Source organism: Protofrankia sp. BMG5.30, from assembly GCF_001983005.1.
Classification (GTDB): Bacteria; Actinomycetota; Actinomycetes; order Frankiales; family Frankiaceae; genus Protofrankia; species Protofrankia coriariae.
In genome coordinates, this window is record NZ_MOME01000019.1 from 110,728 (window position 1) to 122,865 (window position 12,138).

Below are 12,138 nucleotides of genomic sequence, written 5' to 3' on the forward strand. Positions count from 1 at the left end.
GCACCCTCTCCCACCTGCTGACTCTGCCTGCCGGCCGGCCGCGTGTCACCACAGCGCCGCATGTCTGTGAACTTCCCACGGCTGACCGCACTGCACCGTAGCAAGCCCACAGGCGGTTGGCTCAGCGGCTCGGAAAGCCGGAAAACCGGGCCCCTGGGCTGTCTTGTGCCCCTGGCCCAGACCGGGGCACAAGACAGAAGGCAGGGGGAAGACGGGGAAGGGCGGGGGATGACGGGAGGAAGGTCGTCACGCGGCCGCCGATCCGGAGATTCCGGCCTGTACGGCCGGTCGCCGGAGCGGGCCGCTACGGCCACCGGGGAGGTCGGTGACGATCTCTATGCTGGTTGGCCGTTTGAACCTGGCGAGGCCGGCCTCGCAACGCTCCACGAGCTCGGCCACGAGCAGGGGATCAGGACCGTTCACCGGGACGACCAGCGCGACGGGCACCTCACCGAGGACGGCGTCCGGCCGGCCCACCACCACCGCGCGGCGCACCCGCGGGTCGGCGAGCAGAACCTCCTCGATCTCGCGGGGGGAGACCTTCTCACCACCACGGTTGATCACGTCGTCGCCGCGGCCGGTGAGGTAGAGGTAGCCGTCGGCGTCCGTGAAGCCGATGTCGCCGGTGTCCAGCCAGCCGTCCGGGGTGAAGCTGTCGGCGCCGGCCGGGCCGGCGTAGGCGCGGATGACCCCGGGGCCGCGGATCTGTACCCGCCCGGCCTGCCGCGGCGGGCACGGCCTCGCCTCGTCGTCGACGACACGTACCTCGCTGCCTACCGGCAGGCCCACCGAGCCGGGCCTGCGGGCTCCCCGCGGGGAATTTGCCGTGATCATGCTGCCGGCCTCGGCCATGCCGTAGGTTTCCAGCACCGGGACGCCGGTGGCCTCCTCGAACGCCTGTAACACGGGGACGGGCAGGGGAGCGGAGGCAGACCGGACGAACCGGAGCCGGCAGTCGCGGGCCTGGGCGGCGTGCGGATCCATGGCCAGCAGGGCCACGATCGACGGAATCCCGTTTATCCAGGTTACCCGATGATTTTTGATCATCGTCCAGAATCCGCGACGGCGAAACCGCCGGTCGAGGACAAGGGTGCCCCCGCTGTACAGAGTGGCGAGCAGCCCGGCCACCTGCGCGTTGACGTGGACCAGCGGCAGCGGKTTGTAACCGATGTCCGCCCGGGTCAGCTGGTGGTGGCGCGCGGCGGCGGCGGCCACGTGCGCGAGCTGCCCGCCGTCGAGGAAGATCTCTCTGGTCGCCGCGGCCGCCGCGGTATCCGTCGCGCCCGTCAGCAGGACGCCACCGGACGTCCGGTGGTGTGCGCCGCTGCCGTCGGTCGCGCTGTCAGCCGCGGTGCCGCCAGCGGTAGGGCCGTCGCTGGCGACGTGCCCCGACGACGACACGGGCGACGACACGGGCGACGTGACGGTGTGCCTGGTGGTCATTCGCGGGTTGAGCTGGCGGACGCCACACGCGGGGGGCAGCGGTCGGTCGGTGACCACGAGAGCGGGGCGGATCCGGGCCAGCGCCCGTTCCAGCTCCGCGGGCGGGGCGTCGGGATCCAGGGGGGCCGCGTGCCTGCCGCTCACCAGGATGGCGAGGAAGACCACGGCGAAGTCCAGGGGATCCGACACGAGGATCGCGATTCGTCCCTGTGGCCGCGGGCCGTGYGCGTCCAGATCGCGCTGCCAGCGCTGGACGAGGGCGGCCATCGTGCCGTAGGTGACCGAACGGTTGCCGCGAGCTTCCCTGAGGTACACCTGGTCTGGCTGTTCCCTGCCATGCACGCCCAGCCAGCCGGTCACGGATGTCACTTTCACCACCACCTTCGCCGGCTTCCGCGTAAATACACCCCGACCATCGCCGGAAGATTTCTGGCCACGCTCCCGATACCTCTCTCCACAAAACACCCCAGACCGCTATATCAGTTTTCAGCGGGTCGATGTGACGTCATCCGGGGTGTTACTGGTCACATATGGACCGATGGGAGAAACGGCGGCTTCCGCGCGTCACCCGGTAATAAGCCCCTGAACCGAACGCCCCCGTCCTTACAGGTGTTCCCGCCCGACGCAACGGTGGTCCGGGCCCTGTGGGGGATGAGCATATCCCGCCGGGACCGTGCCACCGTGGCCGCTGCGCACACCCGTCGGCTGTCTGGTTGTCGTCTGTCGTCCGGCGTGCGGCCCACCCGGCATGATGTGGATGACACATGACGGATGACAGCGGACGAACAATGCCGCGTCCTGCCGTCAAATGTCGTCCTGGCTGTCGCTCCGGTGTCGAATAGCCGACTTCGGGTCGCCCGGCCCGGGCCGGCCGGGYGGGCGTTTCCGAGGCATTGTTCCGCGGACGTGTCCGCGTGAAACAGGTCCACAGGGCCCGAACGGCACGGGCCGTTCGGAGCTGGCCGACCGGCCCGTGCGCCGGCCTCGGTCCCCGCCGTGGATGCGCGGCGGGGCGAATGACGGATGCGGCAGGGATGCGGGCGGGACGACGGGGACCGCGGACGGACGGTCGGGGTGGGGTCCCGACCAATCTACTTGACATAATGTCGATTATCGGCGTGACGGTGCCGTGCGGGGGAGGGGCGACGGCGGGCAGAGTCGTGCCGGATGCGCGTCTGCCGCGCCGACGCCTACGTGTGTCGAACTCTCCGGGTCAGGCGGGGTTCTCCGGTGTCGGGTCGAGGTCGAGCGCGAGCGAGTTCATGCAGTAGCGCTGGCCGGTCGGTGCCGGACCGTCGTCGAAAACGTGTCCAAGATGTGACCCGCAGCGACGACACCGGACCTCGGTGYGGGTCATGYCGTGGGAGTGGTCCTCGACCAGTTCCACGGCGTCCGCCACCTTGGGCTCACAGAAACTCGGCCAGCCCGATCCGGAGTCGTACTTGGTGGATGAGTCGAACAATGCGTTCCCGCACGCTCCGCAACGGTAGATGCCGGTTTCCTTGCTGTACGTGTAGGAGCCGCTGAAGGGCGGTTCGGTGGCGGCGTTACGCAGGATGGCGTAACGCTCCGCAGGGAGTTCCTTACGCCACTCCTCTTCGGTCTTGACGACCTGGTGCGTTGCCACGGTGACCTCCTTGTCGTCGCTCATGCCACACCACTCCCCTCTTCTGCTGGTGTGGGACGTTTCACGCGGCGGATTCGTTCCCCGAGGGCGTTCCGCCGGGCCGGGCCGCTCGGTGGGCCGCTGCTCGGCGGCCCGGCGGCGCCAGCCCGCGCGGCAGGCCGCCGAGCGGCTGCCGTCCGGCGGTCCGCCGGGTCCGTGTTGGCGGGCGGACGGGTGGTGAGCAGGCCTGCCTGGACGGCGCCGCCGGCGGCGGTCAGCGCCGCCGCCACGGCCGGCGCCCAGGCGATGTCCCGGCGGATACCGGCGCTGAGCAGTACGGCCGCGTCGGCCGTGTCGATCAACGCGCCCGCCCGCAGCCACCCCCGCGCCGGTGAGCCGTCGCGCCGCAGCAGGGTCGCGAGCAGGCCGGCGCCGACGGCGATGTCACGGGCGGCGGCGAGCTGTGTGAGCCACGCCGTCCGTTCGGCGGTGACCCGGTCCACTCCGACGAGGCGCGCGAATCTGGCGGGACGTGTCAGCAATCCGACACCAAACGCACAACGGGCTGCCCCGAGAAGAGCCACTTGCTGACCGTACGTAATAGATGGAGGCTTAATCATGATCATTTTTATACCTTGTGTGAGCACGATCTCGTTAACGGCCTTGTCCCCAGGGGAACGTCCCACAGATCCCGAGCGTTGATGAGTCTGAGTTCCTCACTGGTATCGACGCTCGGGAGGGTTTTCATGGGCGAGCGCATCCTGCGAGGCAGCCGTCTAGGTGCAGTCTCCTACGAGACGGACCGCAGCACCGAACTCGCGCCCCGCCAGACCGCGTCCTACGACTGYCCGAACGGCCACCAGTTCACCATGCCTTTCGCTGCCGAGGCCGAGGTCCCGGCAGTCTGGGAGTGCCGTGTCTGTGGTGCCGGATCGGTCATCGTCGACGGCGAGGTCCCGGAGCCGAAGAAGAGCAAGCCCCCGCGCACGCACTGGGACATGCTGATGGAGCGGCGTACCACCGACGACCTTGAAGAGGTACTGGCTGAGCGGCTCGCGGTCCTGCGGGRCACCGGGCAGGACCGGCGCTCCGCCTGACACGTCTGCCGTAGCGACACCCACGCGTGTGGCCCGTCCGGACGATCCGGACGGGCCACACGCGTGTCGAACCGGTCTCATGCCGAGACACCCGTCGTCGACCGTTCCCGCTGTTCCTCGGCCTGCTGTTCCTCGGCGCTTCCCCGGGCCGCAGGCAGTGGTAGCGGCCCGCCGTCCCCACCGGAGCGCGTGCCCGGGCCTGTCTCGTCCCGGCCCACCACGGCCGCGCTCCTGCCTGCTGCCTGCCGCCGGGCGCCATGGCTGCCGCCCGCGGCCGGCCGGTCGCGCAGGGACCGCACCGCCCACCAGGTCACCCGCCACAGCGCCTCCCCCACGATGGCCCGGCTCATCTTCGACCGTCCGCGCTCACGCTGGACGAAGGTGATCGGGACCTCGCCGACCCGGAATCCCGACCGCCACGCCTGCCAGGCCAGGTCGACCTGGAAGCAGTACCCCTGCGACGCGACCCGGTCGAGATCGCGGCTGCGCAGGACCTCGGCCCGGTAGGCCCGGAACCCCGCGGTCGCGTCGGCCAGCGGCATGCCGAGGGCGGTCCGCACGTACACGTTGGCGCCGCGGGAGAGCAGCAGCCGGGCCCGCGGCCAGTTGCGCACCTCTCCCCCGGGCACCCAGCGTGAACCAATGACCAGGTCGGCCGTGCGCAGGGCGGTGAGCAGGCGGGGCAGCTCCTCCGGCTGGTGCGAGCCGTCGGCGTCCATTTCGACCAGGACGCCGTAGCCGCGGCCCAGCCCCCAGGTGAAACCGGCCACGTAGGCCGCGCCCAGCCCCTCCTTGGTCTGCCGGTGCAGGACGTGGACGTGCGGGTCGGCGGCGRCGAGCTCGTCGGCGAGTTCGCCGGTGCCGTCCGGGCTCGCGTCGTCGACGACCAGCACGTCCACGTCCGGATTGGCCGTCCGGAGCCGGTTGACCGTGTCCTGAAGGTTCTCCCGCTCGTTGTAGGTGGGAACACACACGAGAACGCGCTCGCCGTCCACGCGGCTCCTTTCGGTGTCTTCGGTGTCGCCAGCGCTGTCGTCGGCGGGGCCGCTGCCCGCCTGCCCGTCCTGCTCTCGCCGCTGGCCGGCGATCCCACCCGGCCCGGCGGTCCGTCGGGCCGATGTCCGCCCAGCCCGCAGGCCGAACGCTACAGCGACCACTCCGATCATCACCAGGAGCGTCTCCGGGAGGCCACCGAGCCGGTCCGCGACCGTACGCCCCGTACGCAACGGCAGCGCGGCGGTCAGGATGGCCGCCTGGTACAGCCCGGACTGTGCGATGATCCGGCCGTCGGGCATGACCATCGCGCTCTGACCGCTGGTGGACACCTGCACCGCTGCCCGCCCGTGTTCGACCGCGCGCAGCCGGGTCATGGCCAGTTGCTGCTCGCTTTCGCCCCGGCGTCCGAACGAGGCGTTGTTGGTCTGCACGACCAGCAACTGCGCGCCGGCGTCGACAGCGGCACGCACGAGGCCGTCGTAGGCCACCTCGAAGCAGATGACATCACCGATGGTGATGTCACGGATGGTCAGGACCCCGGTTGCGGTGCCGTGGACGAAGTCGTTGGGCATCTCGGTGGCGAACCGGCCGATCAGCTTCTCCAGGACGGCCCGGCCCGGCAGGTACTCGGCGAACGGCACCGGGTGCTGCTTGACGTACATCTGCCCCGTCCAGCCGGTGTTGTCCCACACCAGGGCGGCGTTGCGCACCCTGCGCGGACCCGGCCCGTCGAGAACCGCGCCGACGAGGACGGGAGCGCCCGCCGCCCGCGCGGCCCGGTCCAGCAGGGCGGCGGCGCGGGGGTCGGCGAGCGGGTCGACGTCCGAGGCGTTCTCCGGCCACAGGACCAGATCGGGTTGTGGGGCCCGGCCCGCGGCCACGTCCGCGGCGAGCTGTTCGGTCCGCGTGACGTGGTTGGTGGTGACCTGGAACATGCGCCCGAGCGCGTCCAGCCCACCGGCCCGCGGGACGTTGCCCTGCACCGCGGCGATGTCCGTGGTGCCGGTCTGCGCCGCGGTCGGCAGCGGTATCGCGAGGCCCACCAGCGTCACGGCGGCGGCCGCGGCCAGCGGACGGGCTGTCGCCACGGCCGTCCGTACCCAACGGCTCCTGCCGCCCGTTCCGGCGCCCGTCCGCTCGTCCCTGCCATGCGCGCCGGGTGAGCGGGACGATCCGGTGGCCTCCGTGGCCGGCACACCCGCGCGGATGGCGGCCGCGGCCAGCAGCGCGCCGATGCCGGCGACCGCGGCGGTCACCAGTGGTGATCCGCCGAGTGCCGCGAGTGGTGTCAGCGGTGTGTCCGCCTGACTGAAAGCCAGCTTCCCCCACGGGAAGCCGCCGAAGGGCACCCGTGCGCGCACCGCCTCCTGCGCGACCCACACCGCGGCCACCCACAACGGCCACCCGCGTACCCGCATCACCGCGGTGCTCGCGGGGGCGACCAGCGCGAGCAGTGCCGCCTCGCCGGCCGAGAGCACCACCCAGCCGTCGATGCCGACGAACGTCACGAAACGCAGCATCGCCAGCATGAAGCCGAGACCGAAGAGCAGGCCGAGGGCGAACGACCGACGCGGGCGCACACCGCGCACGACCAGGGTCAGCAGCGCGGCTGCGACCGGCGCCAGCGGCCAGATCCCGGCGGGCGGGAACGCCAGGTACAGCAGCACGCCGGCGGTGGCCGCCAACAGTGGCCGGATCAGCCGGCGTCCCAGCCGCCGCACCGGCCGCTGGGACGACCGTTGGGGCGAGGAGGCGTCCCCGTCCGGCTCGGACGCGTCGTCCGTGCCGGACGCGGCACCGCGGCTCGCACCGTGATCCGCGCTCAGCATGTCCTGGGCTGCCACACTTCTAGTGTCGGCTACCAGCCGGCCAGCCAACGACCGGGTCAGCGAAACATCCGTCCGCCGGGCCCGGGCGGCCGGCGTGGGTCAGGTTCGGATCGAAGACGTCACCGGAGCACCGTGCTGACGCACCCCGTCCTGAGAGGAACGAGTACGGAAACGGCTGCCACAGCGACCGTTTGTTCCCTCGCTCCCGTGAGGGCGACTGTGTGGCGCTGAGGGTTCTGGGATGCGGCCGTGTTGCCTGGTTGGCATTGCCTGGTTGGCATCTCAGCTTCGGGCGGTTCGTTCGGAGCTGTGCGTGGGGGGCGGTGCGGTGCTCTTGTCCCGGTGGTCGGCGAGAGGGAGCAGGAGCACACCGATGATGATCAGAGTCAGGGAGCCTGTCTTGAGCCAGTTGGCGTGCTCCGTGCCCAGGGCGATGCCGATGACGGCGACCGAGGCGGTCCCCAGCGCCCCGAAGGCCGCGTACGACACGCTCGGGCCCAGTCCCGTGAGGGCGACGCCGAAGAAGTAGGTGGTCAGGAGGAACCCGAGGACGGCGAGGACCGAGGGGACCAGGTTGCGGAAGCCGTGGGAGGCAGCGAGGGCGTAGGTGGCTGCCACGTCGCAGGCGATCGCGACCACCAGAACCAGCCAGCTCATCAGGATCCTTCGGGAGAGATCGGTCGGCCGCCGGTGCCTGCGCCTGGCGGCAGGGCGGTGGGCGGCGTCGGTGGCGGTCATCGCTTCTTCCTGGAGCTCTTGGCCTGTGGACCTCTTGGTCTGGCCTCTCGGCGGCATCCTGGCGGCTTCCCGGTGGCGTGGCCGGCTCGCGGCCCCGGCCGCGGTCAGGTCTCGTTCGGAACCGCAGCCGACAGTACTACACGCCGCACTCGAGCAAGCACTCTATGCTCCCAATGTCGGTATGCCCCTACCGTCGGCGCGACCACGGGGTCTGTGGATATTTTTTGTTCGCTGATTGTCTGTTGGTTGATATATCCATCGTGCGATCTTCTTCTTGAGAATGAAGTTCGCAAAATCCGGAGGAAGGCCGGCATTTGCGACCCGCGGCACCCAGAAATAACAATTAACACACAATTTGCTCTGTGCAGTCATGCGCGGCCGCGGCGCGACCACGCACACGTCATGCCTGRCTGGCGCGCTGGCATGGCGGCGAACCGCGCCGCGTCCGGGGGGAATCAGGGAGAACGGGAGGAAGACCCGGAGGGAACGTGTGGTTGACAGCGACCGAGTAACGACCGGTACCGTTCATCCTGTCCACTCATCAGACGGCTGCGGGAGTGCCTTCCCTGACAACTGGACCGGCCGGCGGCCAGCGGACGCTTACACGTCCCTGATCGCCTGCTACCAGGCCCGGTCAGCGGCGGGGTTCGGACAGGAAGTTTCCCGTCGCTGGCAAAGGGGGGCTGCGAGACAGCCCGGAGGGTCCCAGATCGTCCCCTAGACAACGGTGTCCGCGTCCGCATCCGGCGGGCACGGCGTCGGTCCGAAGGGCGGTCCGGGACCCTTTCTCGTATTCGCTTCCGCGCCGACGGGCGCGTTCGTGCCCATGGACGGGTAGTAGGGACGGACGGGGCGGGCAGGGGGCTGCCCACCGGCTGGCCTGCCCGCCCCGTCCGTCCCGGGCAGGCCAGCCACGAGCGCTCCTCGCGGCCCTGCCCCGGGCCCCTACAGCAGGTCGTGGATGACCGTGCCGCGCACGACCGTGCGTACGCAGGTCGGTGTGGGCCCGTCGAGATCGGGCAGGCCGGCGACGGCGGCGCGCGGGTCGGTGGACCATGCCGCGACGCGGGAGTCCGGCACCTGGACCACCAGCTCCCCCGCCACCTGCCAGACCGCGAACGTCGCCGGGGCCCCGGGGGCGAGCAGCCCGCTGCCGTCGCCGTCGGCCCGGGCCGCCCGCCACCCGCCCCTGGTCGCGGCGGCGAACGCCGCCCGGGCGCTCAGCGCCGCCGACGGTGTGTGGTGCGCGACCGCGGCACGTACCCCGCCCCACGGGTCCAGCGGGGTCACCGGGGCGTCCGAGGACAACGCGAGGACGACACCCGCGGCGGCCATCGCGGCGAACGGGTTCATCGCGCCCGCCCGGTCGGCGCCCAGCCGCTGGGCGTACATGCCGTCCCGGCCGCCCCAGCAGGCGTCGAAGGCTGGCTGGACGACGGCGGTCAGACCAAGGCGGGCCATCCGCGCGATCTGGGCGGCGTCAGCCATCTCGCAGTGCTCGACGCGGTGCCGGCCGGCCAGGATCCGCGGCAGGCCGATCTTGTCGGCTGCCCGTTCGAAGCCGTCGAGGACGGTGTCGAGGGCGGCGTCCCCGATCGCGTGGAAGCCGGTCTGCAGACCGGCCTCGGCGGCCTGCACGACCGTCGCGGACACGGCGTCGGCGTCCAGGTGCAGCAGGCCCCGGTTGCCGGCGGCCGGGCTGCCGGCCCCGGCGCCCCCGCCGGCGAGGCCCGCGTCGCCGCCGGCGGCGTCCGCGTAGGGGGCGCGCAACGCGGCGGTGCGCGATCCCAGCGAGCCGTCGACGAACAGGTCTCCACCGATGCCGGCACCGAGAGCGACGGCGGTGTCGATCTCCCCGGCCCAGTAGCCGTGGACGACGGGGCCCGGTTCGGCGGCGGCGAGCGCGAGCAGGTCGCTGAGGTCGTCCGCGCTGGAGACCTCCGGCCCGGCCATCTCGTGCAGGGCGGCGATGCCGAGAGCGGCGGCGTGGGCCCGGACCTGCCGTTGGGCGGCCCGCCGCTGGCCGGCGGACACGCTGTCGTAGGCGGCGGCGCGGGCCGCGTGGTGGGCCTCGCCCCGGCAACGGCCGTCCCCGAGCCAGCCCGGCCTGCCCGGGGCGCCGCAGCGGGCCGCGAGCGCGGACGACACGACCGCGCCGTGGCCGTCGACGCGGGAGAGGTAGACGGCCACGCCGCCGGCCGCCCGGTCGAGTTCGGCGGCCGTGGGCGGGCGGCCCTCGGGCCAGGCCGTCTCGTCCCAGTTGGTGCCGAGCACCACGTCGGAGGGGCGGCGCCGGACGTGCTCGGCGAGCTGGTCAAGGGCGTGGGCCAGGGACGGCGCCCCGGACAGGTCGAGCCCGTCGAGGGCAAGCCCGGTGGCGGTCACGTGCACGTGGGCGTCCACGAACGCGGGGGCGACCAGGGCGTCGTCGAGGTTCACGGTCTCCTCGGCGGCCAGGGCGTCGGCGGCCGGGTCCGAGCCGAGCCAGGCGATCCGGCCGTCCTCGACCAGCATCGCCGTCGCGAACGGGGACGCCGGGCTGTGGATCCGCCCGCCGCGGTAGAGGATGCGCCGGGTGCCGTTGCGCCCGGCTCGCCCCGTCCCGGCGGCCGCTCTCCGGGTGTCCGCCGCCGCGGCGGCGGACGCTGCTCTGGCACGCGCCGCTCTGATACCCACCGGTTGTCCGTCCTGTTCGTTCAGCGGGTCGGCTGAGCCGGCTGCTCCTGGGTTCGACGACATGTCCGTCACACCTGAAAGTGTGCCTGCCCGCGGCCGGGCCGGACGCCGTGACCCATGGCGGGCCGGCCGTGTCGTCGGGAATCACGGCCGTCGGGGCTGCACGGTCGCGAGAATCACACACCGGCCGACGTGACGTCCGCCGCGGGCGGTGTCGGATAGTCTGTGTTGTCAGATGGCTGGTGGCCGTGCCTCGTACGGGGTGGACAGGACGACCATGGTGCGGGTCGACACGTTCGCCGCGGCCCGGATCTGCTGCAGCAGGCTTTCCAGGTCGCCCGGGGTGCCGACGCGGACCTTGAGCAGGTAGCTCTCCTCGCCGGCGACGCTGTGACAGGCCTCGATGGCGGTCAGGTCCCGTAGCCGCTCCGGGGCGTCGTCCGGCTGACTCGGGTCGATCGGCTTGATCGACACGAACGCGGTGAGCGGGAGGCCGATCTCGGCGGCGTCGACGATGGCCGCGTACGCGGTGATCACGCCCCGCTGTTCCAGGCGGCGCACTCGCTGATGGACCGCGGACACGGACAGGCCGGTGGCCCGGCCCAGGTCGGTGTAGCTCATCCGGCCGTCCCGGCACAGCAGACGGACGATCTCACGGTCAAGGTCTTCCAGCACGATCCGGAGCGTACGCAGATCACGCACCGTGGTCGTGTGCTGGGCAGAGGTTGATACGCGGGTTGATACGCGCGGAGGCGGGTGTCGGTGCACGGCAGGGGATGCCACCCTGTCCGAGTGCGTACATCCGCTACCGCCGATCGGCTGATGCTGTTGGATACTCCGTCGCTGTATTTCCGGGCCTACTACGGGGTGCCGCGGTCGGTGCGCGCCGGGGGCGGGACGCCCGTCAACGCCGTGCGCGGCCTGCTGGACACCCTGACCCGGCAGATCGCCGAGATCCGCCCCACCCGGCTGGTCGCCTGCTTCGACGCGGACTGGCGCCCACAGTTCCGGGTCGCGCTGCTGGCGTCGTACAAGGCCCACCGGGTGGCCGCCGGCGGGGCCGAAGGGGTCGGCGGGGCCGCCGGGGCCAGGTGGATCGAGGACGTCCCGGCGGAGCTCACCGCCCAGCTACCGATCATCGACGCGGTCCTGGACGCCGTCGGCATCCCCCGGGTCTCGGCCGCCGGCTACGAGGCGGACGACGTCATCGGCACGCTGGCCGCCCGCGGCCGGGCGGAGGTGGACGTGCTCACCGGGGACCGGGACCTGTTCCAGCTGGTCGACGACTCCCGGCCGGTGCGGGTGCGCTACGCGGTCGAGCGGTTCGCCGTGATCGACGAGGCTGCCGTGACCAGCCGTTTCGGCATCCCCGGCCGGGCCTACGCCGACTTCGCGGTGCTGCGCGGCGACCCCAGCGACGGGCTGCCGGGCGTGCCGGGCATCGGCGTGAAGACCGCGGCGGCGCTGCTGCGCGCCTTCGGGTCGCTGGCGGCGGTCCGGGCCGCGGCCGCGCGTGGGGAGATCGCAGGCTTCCCGGGCGGGAGCAGGCAGCGGATCGTCGAGGCCGCAGCCTATCTGGACGCGGCCGTGCCGGTGGTCAGGGTCGTCACCGACGTCGCCCTGTCGCCGGTGGCGGACCAGCTGCCCGCCCAGCCCGCCGACCGCGCGGGGCTGGCCGCGCTGGCCCGGCGGTGGGGTGTGGAGAATGCCTGCGACCGGCTCGTCGCGGCCATCGGGCGTGTCTGACGGACGA

General features: G+C 72.1%; 9 protein-coding genes. 2 read left to right on the forward strand and 7 right to left on the reverse strand.

Features of this window, described 5'->3' with window-relative positions; all coding sequences use genetic code 11:
• Positions 1-246: 246 nt before the first annotated feature.
• The 3 genes from BL254_RS12765 to BL254_RS25990 form a co-directional block, all read right to left on the reverse strand.
• Positions 247-1,812: an AMP-binding protein gene (locus BL254_RS12765; protein WP_175648365.1), complete on the reverse strand. Its 1,566-nt coding sequence runs from the start codon at positions 1,810-1,812 to the stop codon at positions 247-249.
• Positions 1,813-2,656: 844 nt separating this feature from the next.
• On the reverse strand, positions 2,657-3,094 hold the full coding sequence (gene msrB / locus BL254_RS12770; RefSeq protein ID WP_076843404.1) for a peptide-methionine (R)-S-oxide reductase MsrB: 438 nt from the start codon (positions 3,092-3,094) through the stop codon (positions 2,657-2,659).
• Positions 3,091-3,675: a DUF4267 domain-containing protein gene (locus BL254_RS25990; RefSeq protein ID WP_371390541.1), complete on the reverse strand. Its 585-nt coding sequence runs from the start codon at positions 3,673-3,675 to the stop codon at positions 3,091-3,093. The genes msrB and BL254_RS25990 overlap by 4 nt, the downstream gene beginning before the upstream one ends.
• Before the next feature lie 120 nt (positions 3,676-3,795).
• Here BL254_RS25990 and BL254_RS12780 point away from each other — a divergent pair, with 120 nt between their 5' ends.
• The gene (locus BL254_RS12780; RefSeq protein WP_076843406.1) at positions 3,796-4,146 is read left to right on the forward strand and encodes an RNA polymerase-binding protein RbpA; all 351 of its coding nucleotides are present in this window, start codon (positions 3,796-3,798) and stop codon (positions 4,144-4,146) included.
• Between the two features lie 77 nt (positions 4,147-4,223).
• Here BL254_RS12780 and lnt read toward each other — a convergent pair whose 3' ends face one another.
• From lnt to BL254_RS12800, 4 genes are all read right to left on the reverse strand, one after another.
• Complete coding sequence (lnt, locus tag BL254_RS12785) at positions 4,224-6,971, reverse strand: apolipoprotein N-acyltransferase (protein ID WP_076843419.1); 2,748 nt, start codon at positions 6,969-6,971, stop codon at positions 4,224-4,226.
• 282 nt (positions 6,972-7,253) lie between these two features.
• Positions 7,254-7,628, reverse strand: a complete 375-nt coding sequence (locus tag BL254_RS12790; protein WP_162233256.1) for a multidrug efflux SMR transporter — start codon at positions 7,626-7,628, stop codon at positions 7,254-7,256.
• A gap of 1,026 nt (positions 7,629-8,654) precedes the next feature.
• Positions 8,655-10,277 carry an amidohydrolase gene (locus BL254_RS12795; RefSeq protein WP_076843420.1) on the reverse strand — a complete coding sequence of 541 codons (1,623 nt, stop codon included), beginning with the start codon at positions 10,275-10,277 and terminating at the stop codon, positions 8,655-8,657.
• A 339-nt stretch (positions 10,278-10,616) separates the two neighbouring features.
• Positions 10,617-11,060 (reverse strand): Lrp/AsnC family transcriptional regulator, encoded by a 444-nt coding sequence (locus BL254_RS12800; protein WP_043606139.1) that lies wholly within the window; start codon positions 11,058-11,060, stop codon positions 10,617-10,619.
• Positions 11,061-11,207: 147 nt separating this feature from the next.
• On the opposite strand from BL254_RS12800, the gene BL254_RS12805 reads away from it, so the two are divergent.
• A complete protein-coding gene (locus BL254_RS12805) occupies positions 11,208-12,131 on the forward strand; it encodes a 5'-3' exonuclease (RefSeq protein ID WP_052914867.1) in 924 nt (307 codons plus the stop codon).
• Positions 12,132-12,138 lie beyond the last annotated feature (7 nt).

Coding starts and splice junctions, on each gene's coding strand:
- BL254_RS25990 (WP_371390541.1), bottom strand. CDS start 3,675: ATGATCATGATTAAGCCTCCATCTATTACGTACGGTCAGCAAGTGGCT.
- BL254_RS12790 (WP_162233256.1), bottom strand. CDS start 7,628: ATGAGCTGGCTGGTTCTGGTGGTCGCGATCGCCTGCGACGTGGCAGCC.
- BL254_RS12805 (WP_052914867.1), top strand. CDS start 11,208: ATGCTGTTGGATACTCCGTCGCTGTATTTCCGGGCCTACTACGGGGTG.